Below are 26,913 nucleotides of genomic sequence, written 5' to 3' on the forward strand. Positions count from 1 at the left end.
GCACTCATCTGTGGCTAATACTTTGTTTGATCGTACCATCGCGTTCGCAGGTATCTGTCAATCCGTCAAACTGGTTCAGGAGATAGCACGCAAGGGAAGTTGTGATTACGACGCTCTCAGTGCCAGCTTGAACAGTATTATCCTCACGAATCCGTCTTCAACTTTGGAGGTTTTCGGCAACGAAGAAAACCTCACCATTGGTTTGAACACACTGATTAATGAATTAGATAACAGTCCGGGTGGCAGTGAGCTTACCCGTTATCTGATCAATCTCCTCGCGTTGGAACGCAAGCTGTCCGGTCGCCGTGACAGCCTTGCGCAGCTTTCGGATCGCATCGAAACTGTCCAGCGTCAGGTCCAACACTTTGAACTGCTCGATGATCAAATGATCAGCAACCTTGCCAGTATTTACCTCGACACCATCAGCCCGCTGGGCCCACGTATTCAGGTAACCGGTAACCCTACCCAACTGCAACAAACCGGCGTACAACACAAAGTGCGCGCCCTGTTGCTTGCAGGTATCCGTGGCGCAGTGCTTTGGCGTCAGGTAGGGGGCAAACGTCGCCACCTTATCTTTGGCCGTAAGCAAATGATCGAGCAAGCCAAAATCATCCTAGCCAGAAATTCGTAATATTTAATTCAGGAGAAAGCCCATGGAACTGTCAGCATTGACAGCTGTTTCACCGGTTGATGGCCGCTACGGGACGAAAACGATTGCGTTACGTTCTATCTTCAGTGAATTTGGTCTGCTGAAGTACCGTACTATCGTAGAAGTCCGTTGGCTGCAGAAGCTGGCTGCAACAGATGCCATCAAGGAAGTACCGGCATTCAGCGCAGACGCAAACGCACTACTCGACAAAATCGCTGCAGAATTCAGCGAAGAAGATGCACAGCGCATCAAAGAGATTGAGCGTACCACCAACCACGACGTAAAAGCGGTTGAGTATTTCCTGAAAGAAAAAGTTGCAGACAATGCAGAGTTGAACGCGGTTAATGAGTTCATTCACTTTGCATGTACCTCAGAAGACATCAACAATACTTCTCACGCTCTGATGCTGAAAGAAGCACGTGAGCAAGTGATCCTGCCAGAAATCCGCAACGTGATTGACGCGATTAAAGCACTGGCTGTTGAATACCGCGATGTTCCTCTTCTGTCACGTACCCACGGCCAGCCAGCCTCTCCATCGACTATGGGTAAAGAAATGGCGAACGTGGCGTACCGTATGGAACGTCAATACAAGCAAATCGAAAGTGTTGAGATTCTGGGCAAAATCAACGGTGCCGTAGGTAACTACAACGCACACCTGTCTGCATACCCAGAAGTTGACTGGCACCAGTTTAGCGAAGAGTTCATCACTGAATCCCTGGGTGTTACCTGGAACCCGTACACCACGCAAATCGAACCGCACGATTACATCGCAGAGCTGTTCGATGCGATTGCTCGCTTCAACACCATTCTGATCGATTTCGACCGTGACGTATGGGGTTACATCGCACTGGGGCACTTCAAGCAGAAGACCATTGCAGGTGAAATCGGCTCTTCAACCATGCCGCACAAAGTTAACCCAATCGACTTCGAAAACTCAGAAGGTAACCTGGGTCTGGCGAACGCAGTATTCGGCCACTTGGCACAGAAACTGCCAATTTCTCGCTGGCAGCGTGACCTGACGGATTCAACCGTGCTGCGTAACCTGGGCGTAGGCGTAGGCTATGCGATCATCGCTTACACCTCTACCCTGAAAGGTATCAGCAAGCTGGAAGTGAACCGTGAAGCGCTGGAAGCTGAGCTGGACAAGAACTGGGAAGTACTGGCCGAGCCGGTACAAACCGTAATGCGTCGCTACGGCATCGAGAAGCCTTACGAGAAGTTGAAAGAACTGACTCGTGGTAAGCGTGTAGACGGTGAAGGTATGCGTGCATTCATCGATGGCCTGGATCTGCCAGAGCATGAAAAAGCGCGTCTGAAAGAGATGACGCCAGCCAACTACATCGGTGATGCAATCAAGCTGACTGACGCGCTGTAATTCAGCATTTCAGTCTGAAAGCCCGAATACGCCAGTATTCGGGCTTTTTATTTTGTCTGTCTTCCTACACCCAAGGGTATATAATTGCCCCCAATCCCGAGAAACAGCAATCCCACTATGTATCAGTTAAATTTTGATCTGAACGATTTCCTTACCCGCTTCTGGCACAAAGAGCCTGTTGTGATTAAAAACGGTTTCATCGATTTTGAAGATCCTATCAGCCCGGATGAAGTAGCGGGTCTGGCGATGGAAGAAGAAATCGATTCCCGCTTTGTATCCAATCTGGATGGTAACTGGGAAGTTCAACATGGGCCATTTGAGAGCTTTGAAAGCTTCCCAGACACGCATTCCCAGCTGATCGTGCAGGCAGCCAATCATTGGCATCCAGGGCCGCGTGCGTTGTCAGAGCCTTTCCGCGGTCTGCCGAACTGGCTGTTCGATGATGTGATGGTTTGTCTGTCTATGCCGGAAGGCGGCGTGGGTCCGCACATTGACCAATATGACGTGTTTATCTGCCAGGGCATGGGTAAGCGTCGCTGGCGTGTCGGTGATAAAGGCGAATACAAAGATGCCAATCACCACACTGGCCTCCGCCAGATTGAAGGCTTCGACCCGATTATCGACGAGATCCTTGAGCCAGGTGACATCCTGTATATTCCGCCGGGCTTCCCGCACGAAGGCAATACTATTGAAGTATCACTCAGCTATTCAGTAGGTTATCGCTCGCCGAAGAAACAAGAGCTTCTTAACGGCTTTGCAGATTTCGTGCTGACCAACGAATTGGGTGACAAGCACTTCTACGATCCGAATATTCAAACCCGTGATGAGCACGGCATGATCCCAACGGCAGAATACAATGCGCTGAACGACATGCTGATGAAGCTGATCAACGATGAAGATGCCAAAGCGCGATGGATGGGTGAGCAACTCAGTCAGTCTCGCCACGAGCTAGACATCATGCCAGCAGATCCACCATGGCAATCTGATGAGCTTCAACAGTTTATGGAAGACGGTTTATATCTGGAAAAAGTGTCTGGTCTTAAAGCGTTGTACCATGAGAACAATCCTTCACTGCTTTTCATCAACGGCGAAACCATTGAACTGCCAGAAGGTTGTGAAGCGGCGGCGAAGGTCTTCTGTGATATGGAATACTTCTCGGGCGAAGATTTGGGTGCAATCGCTAACAACCCTGCCCTTTTGGCACTGTTGCTTGATTTCTGCAATCAAGGATTGTGGTACCCGCAAGCCTAATACGCCGAAATATAGAAATAAAAAAGCCTTCCGTTTGGAAGGCTTTTTCGTATCAGATATCTGTTATACCAATCGTAGTAAATATCTGCTCATCCTAGCTTGTTAAAATGCTCGATAACTGCGTTGGAAAATTTGATTGTAGAATAACTACTTATCGAAATTTTTCGCCTTGCTCTCGAGCATTTTTCCTGCGCTATTTCTGATCACCCACCTACTGTGATTGGTATTAAAGATGAACCTGCAGACATGAAACAGAATGCAAATCCGTCCCTGCCAGCCTTGGTTTCGTCTGTGCACACGCGTCTGTTGCTTGAGGGCAACGGGTGCGGAATACACAACCCGAAGGCGGGTTCATCGGCGAAGGCAGCTCGCCTTCCAACAGTTGAATTTCTTTGTTCCGCTCTTTCACAGGATCCGGTACGGGAACCGCAGACATCAGGGCTTTGGTATACGGGTGCTGCGGGTTGTCGAAAAGCTCCTTGCCTTCCGCGAGTTCCACAGCGTTACCCAGATACATCACCAGAACGCGATCAGAAATGTGCTTCACTACCGAAAGGTCATGCGCAATAAAGATAAGGCTCAGGCCCATTTCTTTTTGCAGTTCTTTCAGCAGGTTCACCACCTGCGCCTGAATCGACACGTCCAATGCAGAAACCGGCTCGTCACAGATCACCAGCTTAGGTTTCAGGATAAGCGCACGGGCAATACCAATACGCTGACACTGGCCACCCGAAAACTCATGCGGGTAACGGTTAATCACGTTCGGCAGCAGACCAACACGGGTCATCATTGCCTGCACCTGCTGTTTCACTTCATCCTTAGACAGTTCTGGATAGAAGGTTTTCAGCGGCTCAGCGATGATATCCCCCACAGTCATACGTGGGTTAAGGGATGCCAGTGGGTCCTGGAAAATCATCTGGATTTCTTTGCGCTTCTCACGCAGGTCGTTCCCTTCCAGCTTGGTCAAGTCCTGACCCAACCAGACAACCTGACCTTCCGTCGCCTGCACCAAACCAATCACAGCACGGGCGAAGGTGGATTTACCACAGCCTGACTCGCCCACGACACCTAAGGTTTCACCCTCATATAGCTTGATATCTACGCCATCAACGGCTTTCAATGCCGTAGGCTTTGCCCAAGGCCATACTGACTTGGACGCAATATTGAAGTGCACTTTCAGGTCTTCAATATCCAGTAGCAGTTTTTTATCCATTGCACCCATTACCAAGCCTCCTGATCAGAAAAACATGCACGCAGACGTCCATCAGCAAAAGGCGTCAGGATAGGCGATTCGCTCTTACAACGATCACCAACGCGATGGCAGCGGTCCTGATACGGACAGCCCGTTGGCAGTTTCAGAAGGTTTGGCGGGTTGCCCGGAATAGTCGGTAGAATTTCACCTTCCGTATCCAGACGTGGAATCGCCTTTAATAGTCCTTCTGTGTATGGGTGGCTTGGTTTGTAAAAAATCTCATCGACCTTACCGTATTCCATGGTACGGCCCGCGTACATGACCAGCACTTTGTCACAAGAGCCAGCGACGACGCCCAGATCGTGGGTGATCATGATGATGGCAGTATTGAATTCTGATTTCAGCTCGTTCAACAGCTCCATGATCTGTGCCTGTACGGTCACATCAAGGGCAGTGGTTGGTTCATCAGCAATCAGCAGTTTTGGTCGGCACAGTAGCGCCATCGCAATCATCACACGCTGACGCATACCGCCTGAGAATTCATGCGGGTACATAGTGATACGCTTGCGCGCTTCAGGAATTTTCACCGCTTCCAACATGCGAACAGACTCTTCGAATGCTTCCGCTTTCCCCATGCCTTTATGAAGCATGAGAACTTCCATCAGCTGATCGCTGACTTTCATAAACGGGTTCAATGAGGTCATTGGATCCTGGAAAATCATCGCGATTTGTTCCGCGCGGATTTTGTTCAATTCCTTCTCTGGAAGGTTCAGGATCTCGTTGCCTTCAAATTTTGCGCTGCCGGAAACAACGCCGTTTTTCGCCAGCAAACCCATGATAGAGAACACGGTCTGACTTTTACCTGAACCCGACTCACCGACGATACCCAGCGTTTCGCCACGATCGAGTGAGAAGTTCAGGTCGTTAACTGCGGTCACAGACCCATCCTGGGTTTTAAACTCTACGCGCAGATCTTTTACATCTAACAGGCTCATACTTCCTCCTTATCGATCCTTCGGATCCAGCGCGTCACGCAGACCATCACCCACATAGTTAAAGCAGAGCAGTGTGGTGACCATAAACAGCGTTGGGAAAGCCAACTGCCAGATTGCCAGTTCCATGGTTTGAGAACCTTCCTGTAGCAGCGCGCCCCAGCTCGTCATTGGCTCTTGAACACCTAAGCCAAGGAAGCTCAGGAATGACTCAATGAGAATCATGGTTGGGATAAGCAGGGTTGAGTAAACCGCTACGATACCCAGCACGTTCGGTACGATATGACGGAGGATAATATTCTTGGTGCTAACACCACATACGTGGGCCGCTTCAATGAATTCCTTGTTACGCAAGCTGAGTGTCTGGCCGCGTACGATACGTGCCATATCCAGCCAGGCAATGGCACCGATAGCCACAAAAATCAGGAAGATGTTACGGCCAAAGAAGGTCACCAATACGATAACCAGGAACATGAACGGAATCGCATTCAGAATTTCCAGGATACGCATCATCACACGGTCAGTACGACCACCAATGTAGCCGGACGTTGCACCGTAAATGGTACCAATCACAACCGCCACCAAGGCGCCCATCAGACCTACCATCAGTGAGATTTGACCACCAACCAGAGTACGGACATAGATGTCACGACCCAGCGCATCGGTACCAAAAATATGGCCTTCTTCGCCGAGAGACGGTGCAGCGTGCATCGCATACCAATCGGTATCGTCGAAAGTGTATGTCGCAAACATTGGGCCAATCAGTACCCATGCAGTAATACACATCAGGATGAACAGACTGGTCATTGCCGCTTTGTTGCGCATGAATCGGATACGCGCATCTTGCCAAAGGCTTCGACCTTCTACTTCCAGCTTCGCCGAGAAATTTTCGATAGCTTCGTTATTTTCTTCTCTTTTTAAAATCATGATTCAAACCTCAATAACGAATCTTCGGATCCAGCCACGCCAGAAGAATATCGACGATAGCGTTGAAGATAATAAACAGCGCACCAATCAGGATAGTGACACCCAAAACCAGCGAGTAATCACGGTTGAACGCTGCGTTAACGAACAGTTTTCCGATCCCTGGCAAACCAAAGATGGTTTCGATAACCACCGAGCCAGTGATGATGCCCACGAACGCTGGCCCCATGTAAGAGACCACCGGCAGGAGCGCTGGACGCAGAGCGTGCTTGATAACGATGTATCTCATGCTCAGGCCTTTCGCTTTCGCGGTTCGGATGAAGTTGCTGTTCAAGGTTTCAATCATGCTGCCACGTGTAATACGGGCAAACGTTGCGATATACAGGAACGACATGGCAACAATCGGCAGAATCATGTACTGGATGGCACCGCCATTCCAACCACCAGCAGGGAGCCAACCCAGGCCGATGGAAAAGATATAGATCAATACTGGGGCAAGAACGAAAGACGGCAACACAACCCCAAACATCGACGTGGACATGATGAGGTAGTCCACCCAACTGTTTTGCCGCAAGGCGGCGATGGTACCGACAGTGACCCCGATGATGACGGTCACGATAAATGCATAAAAACCTACTTTTGCAGAAACAGGCAGAGCAGAGGCGATCAGTTCGTTGACGGTATAGTCTTTGTATTTAAAAGAAGGACCAAAGTCACCACGCAGTACCACGTTGCCAAGATAGGTGGTGTATTGCTCAAACAACGGCTTATCCAGTCCGTATTTGGCATTAATGTTTTGCATTACCTCTTGCGGCAATGTTTTTTCCGAAGAAAAGGGATTTCCGGGCGCGAAACGCATTAAAAAGAAGGAAATCGTAATCAATACCAAGAGAGTTGGTATCGCTTCCAGTGTACGAGTCAAAATCAATCTAAACATAAAGCATCCTACTTATGTTCGAAAAAACATGCGTCTGTAGCTTGGCCACAGACGCATGGAGTGGCGCTATTATTATTCTGCGATGATGAACATATCTTTCGAGTAGATATTGTCTTGCGGGTTCTGGTCTGGGTAGCCACCTACGTGCGTTCCAACCAAGCGAGGTTGTACGTATTGGTAGATAGGTGCGATAGGCATATCTTGAGCCAGCTGCGCTTCAGCAATCGCGTAGTATCCATTACGCTCAGCTTCATCTTTCGCTACGCGGATAGCATCGCTCATCGCTTTATCAAACACTTCACTTGAATATTTCTGGTCATTTGAACCGTTCTCGGTCATCGCGATAACCAAGAAAGTAGACGCTTCGTTGTAATCCGCACACCAGCCTGCACGACGAACATCAAAGTTGCCTTGCTTGCTGCTATCCAGGTACGTTTTCCACTCTTGGTTTTCAAGCGTTACGTTAACGAAGTTACCCAGAGATTTTTTCCACATAGACTGAATCGCTACTGCAATCTTCTTGTGGTTTTCACTGGTGTTATAAAGCAGTGTGAAATCCAGCGGGTTACCAGAACCGAAGCCTGCATCTGCCAGCAGCTTCTGAGCCTCAGCGATGCGCTCTTTCTGCGTCATCTTCGCGTACTCAGGTGCTTCTGGAGCAAAACCAGTGATGCCGCTGTGAGTCAAAGCGTAAGCAGGTTTCTGGCCTTGGCCAAGAATCGCTTTAGTGATGATGTCACGGTCGATAGTGTAAGACAGTGCCTTACGAACACGTACATCATCAAAAGGTGGTTTCTGGGTATTGAAGCCGTAGTAGTAAGTACACAGGCTTGGAGAAACGACGACATTGTCTGGGTATTGCTTAGCCAGGCGGCGGAACTGCTCGTTAGGCACTTCATATGTGATATCGATTTCGCCAGACAGGAAGCGGTTCATTTCCGCATTCTGGTTTTCGATTGGCAGGAAAGTTACCTGATCAAGAACAGTGTCTTTGTTGTCCCAGTAGTTTTCGTTGCGCTCAAGAACGATCTTCTCGTTCACCACCCAATCAGACAGAACAAATGCACCGTTACCCACGAAGTTACCAGGCTTAGTCCAAGAATCACCGTGTTTCTCAACCGTGCCCTTGTGAACTGGGTACATGGTGGTGTGAGCCATCATCTTAACGAAGTAAGGCAAAGGAACGTCAGTTTCGACAACCAGGGTTTGATCATCAATCGCTTTAACACCCAGCTCTTCAATCGATTTTTTCCCGGCGATAATGTCTTTCGCGCCTTTCATCTGGGTTTTTTCGATGTACCAAGCGTAAGGAGACGCGGTGTTTGGATCAACGACACGCTTAAAGCTGTATTCGAAATCATGCGCTGTAATTGGGTCACCGTTAGACCACTTCGCATCTTTACGGATTTTGAAAGTGAACGTCTTGTTATCTTCAGTGCTCCATGACTCAGCAACACCTGGAATTGTGTTACCAACGGCATCCTGAATGACCAGACCTTCCATCAGGTCACGCAATACATGAGACTCAGGCACACCTTCTACTTTATGTGGGTCAAGAGACGCCACTTCGGTACCGTTACCACGAACGAGCTCTTGCTTAGGTGACAGTTTCACACCGGCAGGTACGTCAGCTGCAGTCGCAGTGAAAGAGGTGGCGGCTACTGCCATACCAGCGCTAAGCAACAGCGCCTGAGTGATTTTGTTCTTATACATGCAGATACTCCAATTTATCCTTCAGTTGCATCCATGACACTCTCCGCGACCATAAAACGGGAAGCGAATTAAGCTGCTTACCGCCACAAAATATAGGTTCTTTACGGAGAATTGTTTGGAACATTACCAAGCATCAAAGCAATTTGCCACAAAAACGACAAAAAAAGTCACATATATCTAACATAACGAGCATTATCAGCATCTATCACTATTTCATTGCACTACATTGAACATATGCTTCACCTTCAGATGCAATCAAAGTGAAATATTGTAGATATCGCCTAAAAAGCATATTTTTTAAGCATTAAAGTCTGGTTTTATCGGTATCCTTTACAACAAAAATCGTTAATAAGGCTTGTTTAAAAAACAATCAAACGCTTAAACATTCACTCATCTTGAATAAAATTAAATAAAAACACCCTCTCAGCGACGAAATCTTCAGCAAAAAAGATCAACAACTTACAGAACCACAATTTCAACTCGTTGATTTAAAAAGTTATTGAACTATTTTCGCCGCATAACATAAGTTGTTATTGGGTAAATATTGGACAAAGTTGCCAAGGAATGTGTCGCACATTCGCGAAGGGAATAAATAAGCCAGCTGGAATCAACTGGCTTATTGAGGTCTGTTGACCTTGTGAGTTGGGAAATTGGCTATTTTTGCTGATCTTGTGTTTGAAGAGGATCCTGATTAGCACTTTTCTGTTCTTTGCCTTCAACGAGAGTTCCAGTTTTTCCCTGAACAACATCATCCGGTAGAACTTCCTGCAGCATCTGCTTCATCTTTTTGTTGCTGATACGTCTATGTCCCATTGTGATCCTCCTGATTGATTCCACTATGACACACTTACTGCGGTGCATATTTGTGAGTCCAGAAACACGACATGTGCTCTGGTCTAGCCATAAAAGTGTAGCAAAACCTACTCACTCGCCCGCTCCACATTTGAAACAATGAGAATGCGAGCACGTAGGTACTGAAAAACACTACAAATTATGATGTTTTAATAACGTACGGTAATAAAAAAAATGCTGGTTAGAATTTATTCGTTCTAATTTGAGATGTGACACAGATTGAATTGTGAAAGTCTTAAATATTGCGCACTATGTCTCTGTACCGATGTAATGAAAGTTTGTTTTATCGGCACTGAGGTGCAACAACCAGAATTAATCAACAATTAAACAAAGAGACGATCACGAAAATGAGACCTGCCGGTTCCCAATCTAGACCTCTGTGCTCTCGCGTCCGACATGGCTTTATTCCTTCTGCCAAAAAGCAGGCAAACGAAGAAAAAGCAAAAGGCACCCGTTGATACACAGTTCATTATGTAAATGAATAACCTCTCTACTGAGAGGTTATTTTTTTCCTGCAAACTTAATTCGCCAAGACGATAAAGTGAGCGATTTTTGTGATGACCTGTTCAAAAACAATCCGCAATGTAACGAGCTCATTACTTTTTTATCTTCCACACCTCTAATTCCTTACCCTCTGATTTTGCTTTAAATCCGTTTCTTACCAAGTATCAGGACAGAGTCAGCGCAGATTGGCTCATATTGATGCGATGAATAGATAATTCTCGCAATAAATTTTCGAGGGATATTAAGATGAACAAACGGGCTTTTCTAAAGGGGCTACTTGCAGCCTCTATCGCCAGTGCTACCGCCGCGCCAGTCATGGCGGCACCTGGCGCACCCATTATTGCTTGGGGTGAAACAAACTTTGCGATTATCGAAGTCAGTGATGCGGCGACGGCTTATAAAGACTTGGTAACTGTAAAACCTTACGCAGAAGTACCGGTTTCATGGGATCGCTGGTCCGGTGAACCAGGTGATACTTGGCGAGTACTCCTTAACGGCCAAGTTGCTCATGAAGCGTCAGTCACTCCATCTGCCAGCCAGAAAGAATCTGCCATTGTACAGGTCGCTAAAGGCGGCAAATATGACATGGTAGTAGAGCTGTGTAGCGGTACTGGTGCTGCGCAAGCTTGTACCCAAAGTGCACCAAAACAGATTGTTGTTGCAGACACAGATGGCAGCCACCTTGATCCACTGCCAATGAACGTTGACCCTAACAATGGTAACTACACCACGCCAGCAAACACTGTTGTTGGTGCATACTTTGTTGAGTGGGGCGTTTACGGTCGCAAATTCCCAGTAGACAAAATTCCAGCGCAAAATCTGACTCACATCATTTATGGCTTCGTGCCAATTTGTGGTAACAACCCTTCTCTTGATGATGGCCCGCTGGCTGCATTGAACCGAGCATGTGCTGGCTTACCAGATTACGAAGTCGTTATTCACGACCCTTGGGCGGCAGTTCAAATGCCTCACCCGCAATCAGGCCAGAGCTACTCTTCTTCTTACAAAGGCACCTATGGCCAGATCATGGCGCTGAAACAGCGTTACCCTGATCTGAAAATCCTGCCTTCTATCGGCGGCTGGACACTGTCTGACCCATTCTACGAGTTTGGCGATAAAGCTAAGCGTGACAAGTTTGTGGCTTCGGTGAAGAAATTCCTGCAAACCTGGAAATTCTATGACGGCGTAGACATCGACTGGGAATACCCAGGCGGTCTGGGTGCTAACCCGAACCTAGGCGACCCGGCGAAAGATGGCGACACTTACGCGGTACTGATGCAAGAACTACGTGCAATGCTGGACGAGCTTTCTGCTGAAACTGGCCGCACGTACGAACTGACCTCAGCGGTTGGTGTTGGCTACGACAAGATTGCCAATGTTAACTATGTAGATGCTGTTCCTTATATGGATTACATCTTCGCCATGACTTATGACTACTACGGTGGTTGGAACAATGTTGTAGGTCACCAGGCAGCACTGGATTGTGGCAGCCATATGTCTGCTGACGAGTGTGCAGGTAAAGGTGTCGATGCAGAAGGTAAACCACGTAAAGGCCCTGCATACACTACGAAAAACGGCGTAAATCTGCTGCTTGAAAAAGGCGTTCCACCTGAAAAATTGGTTATTGGTGCAGCGATGTACGGCCGTGGCTGGACAGGTGTAACTGAAGCAAGCATGTCAGATCCAACTAACCCAATGACGGGTGTAGGTAACGGCAAAATTGCGGGTTCTTGGGAAGCGGGTGTTATCGATTACAAAGATATCGTGACTGACTACGAGAACAAAGCTGGTGTTGTTCTTGGTTATGATGAACAAGCTGAAGCACCTTGGGCCTGGGATCCATCAAACGGTGATCTTGTCACTTACGACAACAAGCGCTCTGTGATGGCTAAAGGTGCCTACGTCCGCCAAAACAACTTCGCGGGTCTGTTTGCTTGGGAAATCGATGCAGACAACGGTGATATCCTGAACGCAATGCAAGAGTCACTTAAAGGTGGCCCTGTTGACCCTGTTAACAAAGCACCTGTCGCCAATGCTGGCGCCGATGTTACCGTTAACGCAGCGGGTACTGTAGCGCTTGATGGCTCAGCGTCGAAAGATACTGACGGACAAGTTGTTTCGTACAGCTGGAAACAAACTTCAGGCCCTTCAGTTACACTGACTGGCGCAAGCACTGCAACCGCATCTGCGGATATCCCAGCCGTGACTACTGATACCCAGTTCGTGTTCTCACTGACTGTAACAGACAATGAAGGCGCAACCGCAACCGATACCGTTGTGGTGACTGCTAAAGCAAAAGTTGTTGATCCAGTCAACGAAGCACCAGTAGCAGTGCTGACAGCACCAGCTACAGCGAATGCAGGTGATGTGGTTCTGGTGGATGCTAGCGGTTCAAGCGACGCAAACAATGATGCACTGACTTATACCTGGGATGTTCCAGCGGGTGTGACTGCAGCACAAAACGGCGCTTCACTGACTTTCACCGCGGGTAGCTACTCAGTAGATACAACACTGACATTCTCAGTGACCGTATCAGATGGCAAACTGACCGACTCTGCAACCGTATCGGTTGTCGTCGCGAAAGATGAGCCTGTAGTGACTTGTCCTAACGCTTGGGCGAAAGGTACCGTTTACAACTCAGGTGACGTTGTGACTCATAAAGGTGTTGAGTACTCTGCCAAGTGGTGGACCACCAACGAAGAACCTGGCACAACTGGCCAATGGGGTGTTTGGAAAGAACTGGGCGCGGCAAGCTGCCAGTAATCTGAACCTATAACCACTAGAAAGAAAAAGGGATGCATTTGCATCCCTTTCTTTGTTTAAATGAAGCCTAATAATAACTACCAGCGCTTTGCTGCATCCTCATCACTGTCTCGCGCTTCAATCCAGCGCTCTTGATCAGTCAGGCGTTCTTTTTTCCAGAATGGCGCTTTGGTTTTCAGGTAATCCATCACAAACTCACATGCTTCAAACGCAGCGCCACGGTGCGCACTGGAAACACCCACAAACACAATTTGGTCACCGATATCTAGGGCACCTACACGGTGGATAACACGAACATGTGTCAGCGGCCATCGTGACTTGGCTTGCTCAACAATCTCAGCCAAGGACTTTTCCGTCATGCCCGGGTAATGCTCCAGGGTCAGACCCGTGACATTGTCGCCAAGATTCATGTCGCGAACTTTGCCGATGAAGGTCACGATAGCGCCATCGCCAGCATGATCATTCAATCGCTGGTATTCTTCTGCGACGGAGAAATCCTGTTCTTGTACCGAGATCATTTATCAGCCTCCGGTCACCGGTGGGAAAAAGGCAACCTCGTCACCTGCTTTCACTGGCGATGACAACTCAGAAATGGTCTGGTTGATTGCTACCAGAAGCTTACCCTGCTCTAGAGCAAGAGCCCATTTGTCGCCTTTTGCGGCAAGATGCGTGCGGATTTCTTCCGCTGACTGGAATTCACCTTCCAGTGTCAGTGATGCCGTACCGACAAGCTCTTTAACTTGCGCAAAAAAGAGTACCTGAATCATCCTTCCACCTTAAAGTGTCCTGATTTGCCGCCTGTTTTTTCCAGCAGACGAACCTGACTGATAACCATGTCTTTTTGCACAGCCTTACACATGTCGTAGATTGTCAGTGCTGCCACTGAAGCAGCCGTCAACGCTTCCATTTCAACACCTGTTTTACCGGAAAGCTTACAAACCGATTCGATACGCACCTGCGAAGTTTCTGGCAAAGCCTCCAGTGATACTTCCACTTTCGACAACATCAAAGGATGACAAAGAGGAATCAAGTCCCATGTGCGCTTAGCAGCTTGAATGCCGGCTATACGTGCAGTTGCGAACACATCACCTTTGTGGTGCTTGCCTGAAACAATTAGCGCCAGTGTATCCGCCGCCATGGTCACAAATGCTTCCGCGCGTGCCTCTCGAACCGTTTCCGCTTTCGCGGAAACATCCACCATGTTTGCCTCTCCAGAGGCATTAATATGTGTAAAGCCGCTCATGAACTATTTACCTAAGTGCGGCATGAAGTTACATGGACGATGGCTCGCATCCAACTGCTGCTTAATAATGCCATTCCAACCAGTGCGGCATGCCCCTGTTGAACCTGGCATCCCAAAAATGACAGTGTGGTTAGCAAAACCGGCAATCGCGCGAGACTGAATGGTTGACGTGCCAATTTCTTGGTAAGAAATCGCGCGAAACAGCTCACCAAAACCTTCCACTTCTTTGTCGAAAAGTGGTTTCAGCGCCTCTGGCGTGCTGTCGCGGGAGGTAAACCCAGTACCACCAGTGATCAACACAGCCTGTACGTTTTCGTCAGCAATCCACTGGGAAACAATCGCGCGGATCTTGTAAATGTCATCAATAACGATTTTTTTATCCGCCAGTTGATGACCCGCATCTTGCAGCGCATCAACCAGGAACTTGCCTGACGTATCGTTTTCTTCAGTGCGAGTGTCGGAAACAGTCAGAACTGCAATTTTTGCAGGGGAAAACTCAGTAACAGCGTGACCCATAAAATTTGAACCTCAATGAATGATGTCTTGAACGGCGTTATCCGCCGATAGAAGCCAGGTGCGGCGTCATGCCTGTGTGCCCCTGATCTAGAAAATGACTTTGCTTTTTGTTTGCCAAAGCGTTCTGAATACGTGCAATCAGCGCCTTTTCCTGCGTATCGTCCTGAAGCAAGTCACGGAGTTCGACACCGTAATCACCAAACAAGCACATGTGGAGCTTGCCCACGGCAGAGACGCGGAGACGATTGCAAGAATCACAGAAATCTTTCTTGTATGGCATGATGAGACCAATCTCACCGGTATAGTCTGGATGGCAGAATACCTCTGCTGGACCATCGCTTTGATTGCGGACCTTCATAATCCAACCATTAGCGATCAAGTGATTTCGGATAGACACACCAGACACGTGGTGATTCTCAAACAGGGAATTCATCTCGCCCGTTTGCATCAACTCGATGAATCGTAGTTGGATTGGCTTATCTTTTATCCAATTCAGAAAGGCGGGTAACTCTCCGCTGTTCAGGTCTTTCAGCAACACAGCGTTGACCTTTACCTGCTCAAACCCCGCATCGAAAGCGGCATCAATACCACGCATCACCTGATGGAATTTATTCTCACCGGTGATCTGATGGAACATACGAGGATCAAGACTATCAACACTGACGTTGATATTAGTCAGACCCGCCTTATGCCATTCCTGTGCATACTTCTCAAGACGATAGCCATTGGTTGTCATGGCAATTTTCTCAATGCCCTTCTGCGCGGAGATCATCGAAACAATGTCAGTGAAATCTTTGCGCAGCGTGGGTTCCCCGCCCGTGATACGCACTTTAGAGGTACCACAATCAGCAAACGCAGCTACCACGCGATGAAGCTCATCCAACGTCAGGAAGCTTGAGTTTTTTTGCGTAGGCTTATAACCGTCCGGCAAACAATACGTGCAACGGAAGTTACAGACATCAGTAATAGACAACCTCAAGTAATAAAACTTGCGATTGAAGGAATCTTCAAATTGAACAGCCACGAAACACCTTTCCAAATACGGGAGACGGACACATTTCTATGGCCGCCCTGGTGACTCAGGGTCACGGCCTAACCCGCATATTCTGGCGAACTTAGCGAGATAGGCTTCGGAGTTACCTGCGTCCGGTATTGTCATTGATAACAATAAGACCGGAGCTTTATGCATAATCTAGCAAAATTTATCTTTTGCTAACAAGAAATGTCCCTCACTTTCGTGCAGATATGCCAACGCCTTAACTTTTTACTCACTGTCTCAAAACACAAACAGATCTGAGACGGAACCTTAACGCACAATTTTGTCACAACCGATGTGTGGGATGTCTATTTGGACTTGGAAACGGAAATTTCAAGCCAACACCTCTTTTCCGATCCATACTCAATCAAGGCAAAACGTGATGTCATTGCATTTTGATAGTTCGCCAATCGCAAATTCGAATTGCATTTTGCGACACGGAAAATGAAATGTCCGTAAAATCAGTCATGTAATGTCTGGGCATTGAAATTGCACTATCGATTGTACGACACGGGTATTTAAGTAGTTCCGATTAAACACATAAGAAAAGGTGGCTCAGGGAAGAAGTGCTAAGCCACCAGCAAAAACCGGGAGCTAATGATGACAATTACTTTGCCAATCCTCTTCAACAACCGTCATATCCTTCCTTCCGGCCGTCTGCCGTTGCGCGTGACACCGGGAGAACAGTTGAACACCGTGAAGTATGCGATGCGTAACGGCATGGACATCGGCGTTTGCATGGACGAAACCAGCCCTATTGGCGCAGGTATTGGAACAAGGGTCACTATCGAAGATTTCAGCGTGGCTGCAGATAGCGGAGCGCTAACGATAACAGTATGCGGTCACGAAAGCTTTGTGATCGACAGCATTAAGGAAAACGAAGCTGGCGTTGTCGAAGCCGTCTGCCAAACTCTGCCAGCATGGCCGGAACGTGCAGTCAGTAACGACGCTCAACCTTTGGCAGAGCGCCTGCTGATTATGTTTGAGCGCTATCCTGAGCTGAGCTCGTTGCACAAAAAACCAAACTTTGATGACTTAAGCTGGCTTTGTCAGCGCTGGTTGGAATTGCTACCAATACCCGCGAGTGAAAAACAAGTTCTCATGGCTGCTCATACCTGCAGTGACACCGCAGAATACCTGCTCAGCCTGATGAAAGATCCTCACTAATCTTTCCCACCCTCACCGCTTAAAAAGACCAGTTCAGACTGGTCTTTTTTTGTTCTTTGCGTGACCAGAAACTTAAAAATCGGTTAAAAAAGCGAGAGAAACCGAATTCTTTTTCGAGTCATACCTTATTATTGGCAATAGAAATGATTAAAAACGAAGTGCGATGAAACAACCAAAACAAAAAATCGTTGCTGTTGGCGGTGGGCATGGCCTAGGTCGTGTCTTGTCAGCGTTGCGCGAGCACGGAGAGCATGTCACAGGTGTTGTAACAACAACAGACAATGGCGGCTCTACCGGCCGGATACGTGCCTGCCAGGGCGGGATTGCCTGGGGTGATACCCGAAACTGCATTAATCAGCTGATCACTGAACCTTCAATCGGTTCAATGATATTCGAGTACCGGTTTAAAGGTAACGGTGAGCTTGATGGTCATAACTTGGGCAATTTAATGCTGACAGCATTGGACAACCTGTCTATCCGCCCACTTGAGGCTATCAACCTCATTCGGGATATGCTCAAAGTATCCACCCATATTGTTCCGATGTCTGAGCACCCTGCCGATCTGGCTGCGCAAACCAGCACAGGGGAAGTGATTGCAGGCGAAACAGATGTCGATGAATTACCTGAACCACCAGCTCGTTTGATGTTGGAACCGGTTGTTCCAGCAACCAAAGAAGCGGTAATGGCTATTCAAGAAGCAGATCTGGTGGTATTGGGACCTGGAAGCTTCCTCACCAGTGTCATGCCGCCTCTGTTGTTGCCGGAAATAAACCGGGCACTCAAGCAAACGCAAGCCAAAGTTATCTTTATCCGAAATCTAGGAAAGGAACAGGGGCCTGCAGGGCAAATGTCTCTCAAAACCATGCTGAATTGGTGTGAACGCTCTATGGGTGGTCGCGGAATAGATTTGGTATTGGGACCGGATATCGATGAAGAGCTCGGCGATGAGCACCAGCAAGTGGTGGCAGACTTGGCCTCTGCCAACCACCAGTGGCGTCATGACAGGGACAAATTATCCCAGTCGATCGAGCAGATCTTGCTGACCTGCTAACGCTTTATATTGAACTGCAGTACCCTGCAGCATTGTTGTCAGACGAGGCAATTGGTCATGAACCCATGATTCTTGGCCTTGTTTGACACGAGATTCACACTCACGTGCCAATTCTGCCAATTCGTCTGCGCCGAAACTGGCCGCACTACTTTTGATTGCGTGGCTAATTTCACGTACCTGCATTGCGCTTGGTGCTTCTGAAAGTTGATCTGAATATCGGGTTAGTTCGTCACTAAATACCACGAGAAGCGAAGATACCGTGTCTTCGCCTACTTCAACCGCCAGCCGCCGCAACGTCTCATGATTCACTGTCGACGCCATAACTCAGTTCCTTTTTTCTTGTGATTCTTGCCAACTTTGCAGCTTGCGATAAATAGTCGATGGGCTCACTTCCAACAGGCCTGCAGCCTGCGGGATGTTTCCATCACACGCGTCAATCGCAATTTGTATCGCTCGCTTTTCAACCAACCAAAGAGGTTCAATGTCAGCTTTCGTCACTGTCCCCTGGTTTACTAACGCTGGCGCGACAGCAAAATTTTCGTCGCGCGAAGGAGCAATTGCAGCTTGCGCAGTTGCTCTAGCAGGAGTAGATGCAATTTTGACACCAGAAACTGTATTTAGCGGCGGTGGCAGCATTTGTTCTGTGACTTCTCGCGCATTGTGTAACACGACAATATTGCGAATAACGTTCTGCAACTGGCGAACGTTTCCGGGCCATTCGTAGGTCAACAGACGGCTGGTCACCTCAGCATTGAAGGTACGAAAATCTTTTCCTTCCTCCATCGCAAACATCAGCAACAACGATTGCGCGATCTCAACCACGTCTTCACCACGATCACGCAGAGGAGGCAATGCCAACGGAATAACGTGTAGTCGATAGTAGAGGTCCTCACGGAAATTGCCCTTCAGCACTTCTTCCCAAGGGTCACGGTTTGTCGCACAAACAAACCGCACATCGACTTGTTTTACTTTGGAAGAACCTACTTTCTGGAAGGTTCCCGTTTGAATAAAACGCAGCAGCTTGGATTGAAGATCCAAATCCATTTCGCAGATTTCATCCAAAAACAGGGTACCACCATCGGCCATTTCCGCCGCGCCTTCGCGCTCGGACGCAGCACCAGTAAAGGCACCTTTTACATGGCCAAACAATTCACTCTCAATGAGATCTTTGGGTATCGCTGCACAGTTGATTGCCACAAACGGCTTTTTGGCACGCGAGCTTGCCGCATGCACGGCCTCCGCACACACCTCTTTACCTGTGCCACTTTCACCCGTAATGAATACCGTGGCTTTACTCGGTGCTGCCGAGTCGATAACACGATAAACCGCCTGCATCGGAACACTGTGACCAATAAAGCCGTAGTATGCTCCCTCAGGTGATTGCCCTCCGATTTTACTCTTTGGTTTCAGTGCGTTATTGACAGTTACCCGTAACAAGTCCGCCTCGCACGGCTTGATCAGAAAGTCACTCGCCCCGTAACGCATGGCTTCAACTGCCGCATCAATTGATCCATGCGCAGTCATGATCACCACCGGAATGTCAGGGTGGTGTTGTCGAATTTCGGAAAGCACGTCGAAACCGGAAATATCAGGCAAGCGCAGATCCAAAAGAACCAATGAAAAGCTGCCTGAAGAAAAGTGGTGGATGGCCTCTTGGCCAGTACTTGCAATCTCAACCTCCACATCAAGTGGGTTAAGATAAGACTTGTACAAAGCAGCCACTGAAGCCGTGTCTTCCACCATTAAAATGCGTTTTTTGGCGCCAGAATCTAGCATTGAACCCCCGCCATCGATCCCCAAATAAATCTATCTTTTTATTAGAAAGTCAGTACCAGTATAACGCCGATTTTTGTCTACACAGCACTATCGGCGCGTTTTGCATTGCAATTTGCAAAAGAAATTGCAAATAAGATTGTTCTAATGAACCGAAATTGCGATATTGAGCGGTAAAAATGTTGGCACACTTACTGCATTATTAAAAGCGACCCTTCTGGGTCACCTAGCCAACTGACGTTGTTTGTGAGCACTTCGTTCACTGAAACAAGATAGCCAACCGACCTATTTGCGGTTGGCTTTTTTTTAGCTGTTTCGAATGAATAATGCACGCAAATCAGCGATTTCGTCTCGCAAGCCCGCTGCTGTTTCAAACTCCAGGTTCTGGGCAGCCTCATACATTTGCGCTTCCAACTTCTGAATCTGTGCCTCAATCTGTTGAGGTGATTTAGCCACATAGGCCGCATCTTCTTCTGCCACTGCTTTAAGTGATGCAGACACTTTCGGTTTTTGAGGTCGACGCTTGCCGCCAAGTTCCATCACATCTGCAATTTTCTTATTCAACTTCTGCGGCACGATGCCATGTTCTTCATTGTGTGCCTGTTGTTTGGCGCGGCGACGCTCGGTTTCCTCAATCGCACGCTGCATCGAGCCCGTGATAGTGTCGCCATAGAGAATGGCTTTACCTGCTAAGTTACGCGCTGCACGCCCGATTGTCTGAATAAGCGAACGATCTGAACGCAGGAAACCTTCTTTGTCCGCATCCAAAATGGCCACCAGTGACACCTCTGGCATGTCGAGACCTTCCCGCAGCAAGTTAATCCCTACCAGTACATCAAATTCACCCAAGCGTAAGTCCCGGATGATTTCTACCCTCTCTACTGTATCGATGTCTGAGTGCAGGTAACGAACACGCACGTCATGCTCTTCCAGATACTCAGTGAGGTCTTCTGCCATGCGCTTAGTCAGCGTCGTTACCAATACACGCTCATCTTTTTGCGTGCGAAGGCGAATTTCTGACAGCAGATCGTCCACTTGAGTCGCTACTGGACGCACTTCTATTTCTGGGTCAAGAAGACCAGTCGGTCGCACAACCTGATCAGCGATTTCCCCATCAGATTTTTCCAGCTCGTATTTACCCGGCGTTGCAGACACATAGACGGTTTGCGGTGCCAGTGCTTCGAACTCGTCAAACTTGAGCGGACGGTTATCCAGTGCTGAAGGTAACCGAAAGCCATACTCCACCAGCGTTTCTTTGCGCGAGCGGTCACCTTTATACATCGCGCCTATCTGCGGCACAGTCACATGCGATTCGTCGATGATGAGAAGACCATCAGCAGGCAGGTAGTCAAACAGTGTTGGAGGCGGCTCCCCTTCCGTTCGGCCACTCAAGTAGCGAGAGTAGTTCTCGATCCCTGAGCAATAACCCAGCTCTTGCATCATTTCGAGGTCAAATAGGGTTCGCTGGGAAATACGTTGCTCTTCAATCAGCTTATTGTTTTCCAACAAGACTTTTTTCCGGTCAGCCAGTTCAACTTTGATGTGCTCAATGGCGTCCAGAATTTTCTCACGCGGCGTCACATAGTGGGTTTTCGGATAAATCGTCGCCCGAGGCAGATTACGTTCAGAAATCGCTCCCGTCAGCGGGTCGAAGACACTGATGCATTCCACTTCATCATCAAATAGCTCAATGCGAATAGCATCGCGATCAGATTCTGCCGGGAAGATATCAATCACTTCACCACGAACGCGGAAGGTACCGCGACTAAAAGCCTGATCGTTCCGGGTGTATTGAAGCTCTGCAAGCCGGCGTAGAATCGAGCGCTGCTCTATCATGTCACCACGGCGCAGGTGCAGCATCATCTTGAGATAGGAATCAGGATCACCCAGACCGTAAATCGCAGAGACGGAAGCAACAATCACGACATCGCGGCGTTCCATCAGGGCTTTGGTTGCGGAGAGACGCATCTGCTCAACGTGTTCGTTGATAGACGCATCTTTTTCAATAAAGGTGTCGGAAGCAGGCACATAGGCTTCTGGTTGGTAGTAGTCGTAATAAGAAACGAAATACTCCACCGCATTTTCCGGGAAGAACTCTCGCATCTCACCGTATAACTGCGCTGCCAGCGTTTTGTTAGGCGCCAATATCATGGTTGGGCGTCCCGCCTCGGCAATCACATTGGCCATGGTGTAAGTCTTCCCCGAACCTGTCACACCCAACAGCGTTTGGTGTGCAAGACCAGAATCCAGTCCATCCAACAATTGGTTGATGGCGGTAGGCTGGTCGCCTGCGGGTTTAAATGGTGATTGCAGTTTAAAAGTCTTGCCCATCTTGCTTCCGTGGCTCAATCATCAAACCACTCATTTTGCGCGCTCATTCCCCTAAGTCAACTGACAAGATGCTGACAAGGCTCAGAGTTGTTGACACGCTCGGTTTCCACACCGAAGATCTCTTCCATACTAAAGAGGTCGGCACAGTCCACCAACATGAAACTCTAAGGAAAATAATGAAAAAAGTAGCGGTAGTAACCGGTGGCTCAGCAGGGATCGGCCTAGCGGTCGTCGATGGATTTATTGCAGAGGGATACACCGTTTACTCGCTGGATATTCAGCAAGGCCCTCGCGGAAACTGGGTGGATTGCAACGTGACGGACTCAGCTGCTGTCAATGCCGCGGTTAATCAGGTCATTGCTAACGAAGGTCAGATTGATGCCTTGGTATGTAACGCTGGTGTCCATTTCAGCTCAAACATTGAAAACACCAGTGAAGAAGACTTCGATCGCGTCATGAGCATCAATGTCAAAGGCGCTTACTACGCGATTCGTGCTTGCCTGCCAACCATGAAAGCGGCGAAATCTGGCAGTATCGTGCTTCTTGGTTCAGACCAATGCACCATCGCTAAAGGCAATTCCTTTGCTTATAACCTGAGTAAGCACGCGATTGCGTCGATGGCAAAAACCACTGCGCTCGATTATGCCCAGTTCAACATCCGCGCCAACGCCGTATGTGCTGGTACCACAGAGACGCCGCTGTATCATAAAGCAATTGATGCCTACTGCGAGCGTTCAGGTGCAGATAAAGAAGCCGTTCACAAAGAAGAAGGTAATTTGCAGCCACTGGGACGCATCGCTCAGCCGGAAGAAGTAGCCAACATGGTCGTATTCCTCGCCAGCGACAAAGCCAGTTTTATCACGGGCAGCCTTCATGCTGTTGATGGCGGCTACACGGCACAATAACCATGAAGTTTATCGATCCTCACCTGCATTTATTCGATCGCCACAAAGGTAAATACGATTGGCTACAAACTGGCAATCCCCCCTTCTGGCAGGATAAAGCCGTTATACAAAGGGATTTTTCTGAAGCAGACTTGCAGGTTTCTGCACCCGCAGAACTCGCGGGCTTTGTGCACGTTGAAGCAGGGTTCGATAATCAAGCCCCCTGGCGAGAAATTGAATGGCTGGAAAGTACCTGCCAATTGCCATTCAGAAGTATTGCCTGCGCTGATCTGACTCTCTCTTCCGAAGCCTTCAGTGAACAAGTGACACGCTTAAAAACGCTGAGCTCTGTGGTGGGGGTCCGACATATACTGGACAATGACGCAGTAGCCTTGTTAAGCAATCAGCAGGTAAAGCGGAATCTCATCCATCTAGAAAAAGAAGGTTTGATTTTCGAAGCACAGTTTGATGCCAACGACGACAGAGCTGTTGCAGCATTTCTCGATGTCATTGGTCAGTTACCTTCTCTCAATGTTGTCCTTAATCACGCTGGTTTTCCACCACCAGCAGATTCATCGGGTTGGAAGGAAAATATTGGGAAGCTTTCTGGTTTGAATAACCTTTGGGTGAAGGCATCAGGTTGGGAAATGACGGACAGACACTTCTCGGTTAAAGCCATTGCACAAACCGTCGAAACTTTAGTTGCAGCATTTGGACATGACCGAGTCATGCTGGCGAGCAATTTCCCTCTGACACTGTTTAGAACGTCTTACACCGAGCTTTGGCAGGACTATCTGGCACTCAATCTTCCCAGGGAATATTTCCAGAAGATCATGTACCAAAACGCCTCCACGTTTTATCGTTTCTAGGATCTGTTGATCTTTGGCTGAACGGTAGAGAAAAAACAACCCGCTCAAAGGCGGGTTGTTTCTTAACTATCCGAACGAGCGATTACTTAATCTCAATACGTGGTGAGCGCATGACCACTTCATCGTTCAACTCAATGCCAATACCCGGCTCTTCTGACACCTCAAAGAAGCCATTCACCGGCTGAGGATCCTGAATACATAGCTCGCGGTTCCAGGACTTAATCGCATATGTATGATGCTCGTGGATCAGGAAGTTAGGAATTGCCGTTTCCAGATGCAATGAAGCCGCAGTCGCCACAGGGCCACCACAAACGTGCGCCTGAATGCGAACATCGAAGATATCTGCGTAATCACAGACTTTCTTCGTTTCAGTAAAGCCGCCACACAGGCCGATATCCGGCTGCAGCACGTCAACGCTTTGGTCTTCCAGATACGGGCGCACACCCCAACGGTTATACAAACGCTCGCCACCGGCAATTGGCACGTTAACGCGGTCAGCCACCTTCTTATGCAGGGAATGGTTGAGGTAGTTCACCGGCTCTTCGTAATACATGCAGTCGAACTCTTCAGCGATCTCACCCAGCTGAATCGCCGTTGTTGCACCCGGCAAGCTGTGGCATTCAAAAATGATGTCCACTTCGTCACCTACCGCTTCACGAATGGCTTTCATACGCGCGCGGTACAATTTCATTTCTGCACGGGAAATGATTTTGGTGCGCTCGTAGTAGGTGTTGCCATCTTTGTCGTACATGATGGGGTCAACCTTGACCGCATCATAACCTTCAGCAATCGCTTTAAGCGCCGCTTCTGCATACTCTTCCGGCTGTGACAGTGCTTTGAACTCTTTGTCCCAATCAAACTGAAGCTGAGAAGCATAAGTACGCAGCTTGTCATTTACCTTACCACCCAGAAGTTGGTAGACAGGAAGGCCAAGTGCCTTTCCTTTGATGTCCCAAAGCGCAGTATCAATCGCACTCATCGCGGCATAGACAACAGGACCACCACCTAATCCCCAGAAACTCTCTCGCAACATACGCGACCACAACATTTCTGTCTGAAATGGGTCATGACCAATTAAGAATGCCTCGGCCATTTCTTTAATCATGTTTGCGGCTGCGCTATGCCCCAAATCGTAAGCAAGGCCTGCCTCGCCCACACCACTGATCCCTTCATCAGTGTGAATACGCACAAATACCGGGTTCCAAGGCGGTCTTTCCGGGCAATGAATATCGAAAACTTCGACTGACGTGACTTTCATCCATGTACTCCAAATCGTCTTTTTATTTTGTCTTTATTCCATAAAGCTTGGGTCAATGCGCCAAGCTTTTCGAAGAAGTGATGGCCAAGCGAGTTGCCCGCCTGTCGCACCGGAATGAACAACATTTGCCTGAGCAAAAATATTGTTCTGAATAGGCTGAGGAACAGAAACGGCTTCTTTGCCTGCTGCCTGCAACATTAACTGAACTTCGCATGCGCGCTGCATATCGTAAAAACGCATGAAGGCGTCGCCCACGGTTGGGCCTAAGGTTAAACCACCATGGTTAACCAGCAACATATGATTGGTGTTACCAAGATCTTCCTGCAATCGCTTTCGCTCATCTGCATTCACCGCAAGACCTTCGTATCCGTGATAAGAAAGCGAAGGCAGTGAAAACATCGAATACTGGCTAAGCGGTAATAAACCTTCTTTTTGGCTCGCGACCGCAATGGTCTCATTGGTATGCAGATGGATCACACAGTGTGCATCAGAACGCACTTCATGGATTGCACTGTGAATGGTGAAACCGGCAGGGTTAATATTGAAAGGGGTGTCGTCGAGGATATTTCCATCCAAATCGACTTTTACTAGATTCGAAGCGGTGACTTCGTCAAATGCCACACCAAAGGCATTCACCAGATAAGTATCGGTATCAGGTATACGTAAAGAGAGATGCGTATAGATAAGGTCATCCCAGCCCATATGGGCGACGAGACGATAGCAAGCCGCTAGGTCGACTCGACGTTGCCATTCAATCTCGCTGATTTTTCCTTTGAGGTTCAGTTTGGGTAGCGCTTCCACAGTTTATTCCTTTTTTGCTCGTTCCCTGCCCTTTCAGCTTGTCTTATTTGTGCTCGGCAGGCAAATAACTGGCGAATTTGTGCGGCCTTGGGAAGAAAATAATTAACACAGGCAATGTGCACAACTCGAAATTATCATTTACCGACGATCAACTGGACAAAAATCATTCAATCACTTTGTATTTAAAGCTTTTCGTACTAAAGCGTTCAATTCTTCTTCTACTCAGCATACTCAACAATGAGATCTGATGGGGATAAAAGTGTTGATTAACACACTTATCCACAGATTTTGTGGGTAACCCTCGCGAAGGCAAACCAGAAAAGTGTTCCAAAATGTCAAACCCTTTTTCCCATATTCGACAGTAAATCGACTGATCGCACACGAAAAGCACTTATGAGAGCTATATCACACTATCAATTTACCGGATCTCGTTACCATCTTGCGCACTTAAGCCAACAGGCAGACACACCCAACCCCAGCATTGCTTAAGTTTTGTTCAATCTAAGTAAAGCCTTTATCCGAAGCGTAATGACATAGGCAAACACATCGCCCGTTAGAGGTGTAGTGAAGACGGCTGAAAATTTTTAAATAGACAGAGATCCAAGCCTTTATTTGCACCATACAAAGCCCACAGAACAAAAAATCAGCCAATCTTGATCGCACATTAAGCAGATGATTTAAATTCCTCAAAATGTGCGTTTTCGGTGGTTGACAGCCCACAGGGCGATAGCTAAGATTCGCCCCGCTTTGAGCGATTCCCCCTTAGTTCAGTCGGTAGAACGGCGGACTGTTAATCCGTATGTCGCTGGTTCAAGTCCAGCAGGGGGAGCCA

Annotated in this window: 24 protein-coding genes, 1 tRNA gene and 1 riboswitch; of the genes, 9 read left to right on the plus strand and 16 right to left on the minus strand. The window is 48.2% G+C overall.

The features are described 5' to 3' along the window. Positions 1–10: 10 nt before the first annotated feature. The 3 genes from hflD (at position 11) to QL223_RS20555 (ending at position 3,275) form a co-directional block, all read left to right on the plus strand. A complete protein-coding gene (gene hflD / locus QL223_RS20545; RefSeq protein WP_281545804.1) occupies positions 11–631 on the plus strand; it encodes a high frequency lysogenization protein HflD in 621 nt (206 codons plus the stop codon). Positions 632–653: 22 nt separating this feature from the next. Beyond that, positions 654–2,024 carry an adenylosuccinate lyase gene (gene purB / locus QL223_RS20550; protein WP_062714054.1) on the plus strand — a complete coding sequence of 457 codons (1,371 nt, stop codon included), beginning with the start codon at positions 654–656 and terminating at the stop codon, positions 2,022–2,024. A gap of 117 nt (positions 2,025–2,141) precedes the next feature. After that, positions 2,142–3,275: a cupin domain-containing protein gene (locus QL223_RS20555; protein ID WP_281545805.1), complete on the plus strand. Its 1,134-nt coding sequence runs from the start codon at positions 2,142–2,144 to the stop codon at positions 3,273–3,275. 226 nt (positions 3,276–3,501) lie between these two features. Here the strand turns inward: QL223_RS20555 and oppF are convergent, their stop codons facing one another. The 6 genes from oppF to QL223_RS20585 all read right to left on the minus strand — a co-directional run bounded on the left by oppF (position 3,502) and on the right by QL223_RS20585 (position 9,846). Next, positions 3,502–4,497, minus strand: a complete 996-nt coding sequence (oppF, locus tag QL223_RS20560; protein WP_281545806.1) for a murein tripeptide/oligopeptide ABC transporter ATP binding protein OppF — start codon at positions 4,495–4,497, stop codon at positions 3,502–3,504. Next, the gene (locus QL223_RS20565) at positions 4,497–5,462 is read right to left on the minus strand and encodes an ABC transporter ATP-binding protein (protein WP_281545807.1); all 966 of its coding nucleotides are present in this window, start codon (positions 5,460–5,462) and stop codon (positions 4,497–4,499) included. The genes oppF and QL223_RS20565 overlap by 1 nt, the downstream gene beginning before the upstream one ends. 9 nt (positions 5,463–5,471) lie before the next feature. Continuing rightward, positions 5,472–6,383: an oligopeptide ABC transporter permease OppC gene (gene oppC, locus QL223_RS20570; RefSeq protein WP_281545816.1), complete on the minus strand. Its 912-nt coding sequence runs from the start codon at positions 6,381–6,383 to the stop codon at positions 5,472–5,474. Between the two features lie 13 nt (positions 6,384–6,396). Further along, positions 6,397–7,320, minus strand: coding sequence for an oligopeptide ABC transporter permease OppB (gene oppB, locus QL223_RS20575; RefSeq protein WP_002539138.1), 924 nt, complete (start codon positions 7,318–7,320; stop codon positions 6,397–6,399). Positions 7,321–7,392: 72 nt separating this feature from the next. Next, the gene (locus QL223_RS20580; RefSeq protein WP_002539136.1) at positions 7,393–9,033 is read right to left on the minus strand and encodes an ABC transporter substrate-binding protein; all 1,641 of its coding nucleotides are present in this window, start codon (positions 9,031–9,033) and stop codon (positions 7,393–7,395) included. 654 nt (positions 9,034–9,687) lie between these two features. Continuing rightward, positions 9,688–9,846, minus strand: a complete 159-nt coding sequence (locus QL223_RS20585; protein WP_281545808.1) for a hypothetical protein — start codon at positions 9,844–9,846, stop codon at positions 9,688–9,690. 789 nt (positions 9,847–10,635) lie between these two features. Between QL223_RS20585 and QL223_RS20590 the strand changes: the two genes are divergently transcribed. Continuing rightward, the gene (locus tag QL223_RS20590; RefSeq protein WP_281545809.1) at positions 10,636–13,152 is read left to right on the plus strand and encodes a glycosyl hydrolase family 18 protein; all 2,517 of its coding nucleotides are present in this window, start codon (positions 10,636–10,638) and stop codon (positions 13,150–13,152) included. A gap of 77 nt (positions 13,153–13,229) precedes the next feature. Here the strand turns inward: QL223_RS20590 and moaE are convergent, their stop codons facing one another. The 5 genes from moaE to moaA all read right to left on the minus strand — a co-directional run bounded on the left by moaE (position 13,230) and on the right by moaA (position 15,935). After that, on the minus strand, positions 13,230–13,670 hold the full coding sequence (gene moaE, locus QL223_RS20595; protein WP_046307874.1) for a molybdopterin synthase catalytic subunit MoaE: 441 nt from the start codon (positions 13,668–13,670) through the stop codon (positions 13,230–13,232). Positions 13,671–13,673: 3 nt separating this feature from the next. Beyond that, positions 13,674–13,919 carry a molybdopterin synthase sulfur carrier subunit gene (moaD, locus tag QL223_RS20600; RefSeq protein ID WP_002541946.1) on the minus strand — a complete coding sequence of 82 codons (246 nt, stop codon included), beginning with the start codon at positions 13,917–13,919 and terminating at the stop codon, positions 13,674–13,676. Further along, entirely contained in the window at positions 13,916–14,395 is a 480-nt protein-coding gene (gene moaC / locus QL223_RS20605) for a cyclic pyranopterin monophosphate synthase MoaC (protein ID WP_039850558.1), read from the minus strand. The genes moaD and moaC overlap by 4 nt, the downstream gene beginning before the upstream one ends. A 3-nt stretch (positions 14,396–14,398) precedes the next feature. After that, positions 14,399–14,911, minus strand: coding sequence for a molybdenum cofactor biosynthesis protein B (moaB, locus tag QL223_RS20610; RefSeq protein ID WP_002541950.1), 513 nt, complete (start codon positions 14,909–14,911; stop codon positions 14,399–14,401). 37 nt (positions 14,912–14,948) lie between these two features. After that, positions 14,949–15,935 (minus strand): GTP 3',8-cyclase MoaA, encoded by a 987-nt coding sequence (moaA, locus tag QL223_RS20615; RefSeq protein WP_002541951.1) that lies wholly within the window; start codon positions 15,933–15,935, stop codon positions 14,949–14,951. Next, positions 15,924–16,059: riboswitch (molybdenum cofactor riboswitch) on the minus strand. It overlaps the preceding gene by 12 nt. 485 nt (positions 16,060–16,544) lie before the next feature. On the opposite strand from moaA, the gene QL223_RS20620 reads away from it, so the two are divergent. After that, the gene (locus QL223_RS20620) at positions 16,545–17,114 is read left to right on the plus strand and encodes an LON peptidase substrate-binding domain-containing protein (protein WP_002541953.1); all 570 of its coding nucleotides are present in this window, start codon (positions 16,545–16,547) and stop codon (positions 17,112–17,114) included. A 163-nt stretch (positions 17,115–17,277) separates the two neighbouring features. Continuing rightward, the gene (gene yvcK / locus QL223_RS20625; RefSeq protein WP_281545810.1) at positions 17,278–18,165 is read left to right on the plus strand and encodes a uridine diphosphate-N-acetylglucosamine-binding protein YvcK; all 888 of its coding nucleotides are present in this window, start codon (positions 17,278–17,280) and stop codon (positions 18,163–18,165) included. Here yvcK and QL223_RS20630 read toward each other — a convergent pair. The 3 genes from QL223_RS20630 to uvrB all read right to left on the minus strand — a co-directional run bounded on the left by QL223_RS20630 (position 18,127) and on the right by uvrB (position 22,269). After that, entirely contained in the window at positions 18,127–18,486 is a 360-nt protein-coding gene (locus tag QL223_RS20630) for an Hpt domain-containing protein (RefSeq protein ID WP_002541956.1), read from the minus strand. The two genes, yvcK and QL223_RS20630, sit on opposite strands and share 39 nt — an antisense overlap. A 3-nt stretch (positions 18,487–18,489) precedes the next feature. Beyond that, positions 18,490–19,941, minus strand: coding sequence for a quorum-sensing sigma-54 dependent transcriptional regulator LuxO (gene luxO / locus QL223_RS20635; protein ID WP_002541958.1), 1,452 nt, complete (start codon positions 19,939–19,941; stop codon positions 18,490–18,492). Between the two features lie 303 nt (positions 19,942–20,244). Then, positions 20,245–22,269, minus strand: coding sequence for an excinuclease ABC subunit UvrB (uvrB, locus tag QL223_RS20640; protein WP_281545811.1), 2,025 nt, complete (start codon positions 22,267–22,269; stop codon positions 20,245–20,247). A gap of 176 nt (positions 22,270–22,445) precedes the next feature. On the opposite strand from uvrB, the gene QL223_RS20645 reads away from it, so the two are divergent. Next, positions 22,446–23,174 carry an SDR family oxidoreductase gene (locus tag QL223_RS20645; protein WP_281545812.1) on the plus strand — a complete coding sequence of 243 codons (729 nt, stop codon included), beginning with the start codon at positions 22,446–22,448 and terminating at the stop codon, positions 23,172–23,174. 2 nt (positions 23,175–23,176) lie between these two features. Further along, positions 23,177–24,022, plus strand: a complete 846-nt coding sequence (locus tag QL223_RS20650; protein WP_281545813.1) for an amidohydrolase family protein — start codon at positions 23,177–23,179, stop codon at positions 24,020–24,022. A gap of 82 nt (positions 24,023–24,104) precedes the next feature. Here the strand turns inward: QL223_RS20650 and QL223_RS20655 are convergent, their stop codons facing one another. Both QL223_RS20655 and QL223_RS20660 read right to left on the minus strand, forming a co-directional pair. Further along, on the minus strand, positions 24,105–25,280 hold the full coding sequence (locus tag QL223_RS20655; RefSeq protein WP_002541964.1) for a mandelate racemase/muconate lactonizing enzyme family protein: 1,176 nt from the start codon (positions 25,278–25,280) through the stop codon (positions 24,105–24,107). A gap of 33 nt (positions 25,281–25,313) precedes the next feature. Continuing rightward, positions 25,314–26,081: a class II aldolase/adducin family protein gene (locus QL223_RS20660; protein WP_281545814.1), complete on the minus strand. Its 768-nt coding sequence runs from the start codon at positions 26,079–26,081 to the stop codon at positions 25,314–25,316. 756 nt (positions 26,082–26,837) lie between these two features. Between QL223_RS20660 and QL223_RS20665 the strand changes: the two genes are divergently transcribed. After that, positions 26,838–26,913, plus strand: a tRNA-Asn gene (locus QL223_RS20665).

Origin of the sequence: Grimontia sp. SpTr1, from assembly GCF_947387585.1 — a bacterium.
GTDB classification, from domain to species: Bacteria; Pseudomonadota; Gammaproteobacteria; order Enterobacterales; family Vibrionaceae; genus Enterovibrio; species Enterovibrio indicus.

Excerpts from the sequence above, each read along its gene's own strand:
- purB (WP_062714054.1), top strand. The coding sequence starts at position 654 with ATGGAACTGTCAGCATTGACAGCTGTTTCACCGGTTGATGGCCGCTAC.
- QL223_RS20555 (WP_281545805.1), top strand. The coding sequence starts at position 2,142 with ATGTATCAGTTAAATTTTGATCTGAACGATTTCCTTACCCGCTTCTGG.
- oppF (WP_281545806.1), bottom strand. The coding sequence starts at position 4,497 with ATGGGTGCAATGGATAAAAAACTGCTACTGGATATTGAAGACCTGAAA.
- QL223_RS20565 (WP_281545807.1), bottom strand. The coding sequence starts at position 5,462 with ATGAGCCTGTTAGATGTAAAAGATCTGCGCGTAGAGTTTAAAACCCAG.
- oppB (WP_002539138.1), bottom strand. The coding sequence starts at position 7,320 with ATGTTTAGATTGATTTTGACTCGTACACTGGAAGCGATACCAACTCTC.
- QL223_RS20580 (WP_002539136.1), bottom strand. The coding sequence starts at position 9,033 with ATGTATAAGAACAAAATCACTCAGGCGCTGTTGCTTAGCGCTGGTATG.
- QL223_RS20585 (WP_281545808.1), bottom strand. The coding sequence starts at position 9,846 with ATGGGACATAGACGTATCAGCAACAAAAAGATGAAGCAGATGCTGCAG.
- QL223_RS20590 (WP_281545809.1), top strand. The coding sequence starts at position 10,636 with ATGAACAAACGGGCTTTTCTAAAGGGGCTACTTGCAGCCTCTATCGCC.
- moaE (WP_046307874.1), bottom strand. The coding sequence starts at position 13,670 with ATGATCTCGGTACAAGAACAGGATTTCTCCGTCGCAGAAGAATACCAG.
- moaD (WP_002541946.1), bottom strand. The coding sequence starts at position 13,919 with ATGATTCAGGTACTCTTTTTTGCGCAAGTTAAAGAGCTTGTCGGTACG.
- moaC (WP_039850558.1), bottom strand. The coding sequence starts at position 14,395 with ATGAGCGGCTTTACACATATTAATGCCTCTGGAGAGGCAAACATGGTG.
- moaB (WP_002541950.1), bottom strand. The coding sequence starts at position 14,911 with ATGGGTCACGCTGTTACTGAGTTTTCCCCTGCAAAAATTGCAGTTCTG.
- QL223_RS20620 (WP_002541953.1), top strand. The coding sequence starts at position 16,545 with ATGATGACAATTACTTTGCCAATCCTCTTCAACAACCGTCATATCCTT.
- yvcK (WP_281545810.1), top strand. The coding sequence starts at position 17,278 with ATGAAACAACCAAAACAAAAAATCGTTGCTGTTGGCGGTGGGCATGGC.
- QL223_RS20630 (WP_002541956.1), bottom strand. The coding sequence starts at position 18,486 with ATGGCGTCGACAGTGAATCATGAGACGTTGCGGCGGCTGGCGGTTGAA.
- luxO (WP_002541958.1), bottom strand. The coding sequence starts at position 19,941 with ATGCTAGATTCTGGCGCCAAAAAACGCATTTTAATGGTGGAAGACACG.
- uvrB (WP_281545811.1), bottom strand. The coding sequence starts at position 22,269 with ATGGGCAAGACTTTTAAACTGCAATCACCATTTAAACCCGCAGGCGAC.
- QL223_RS20645 (WP_281545812.1), top strand. The coding sequence starts at position 22,446 with ATGAAAAAAGTAGCGGTAGTAACCGGTGGCTCAGCAGGGATCGGCCTA.
- QL223_RS20650 (WP_281545813.1), top strand. The coding sequence starts at position 23,177 with ATGAAGTTTATCGATCCTCACCTGCATTTATTCGATCGCCACAAAGGT.
- QL223_RS20655 (WP_002541964.1), bottom strand. The coding sequence starts at position 25,280 with ATGAAAGTCACGTCAGTCGAAGTTTTCGATATTCATTGCCCGGAAAGA.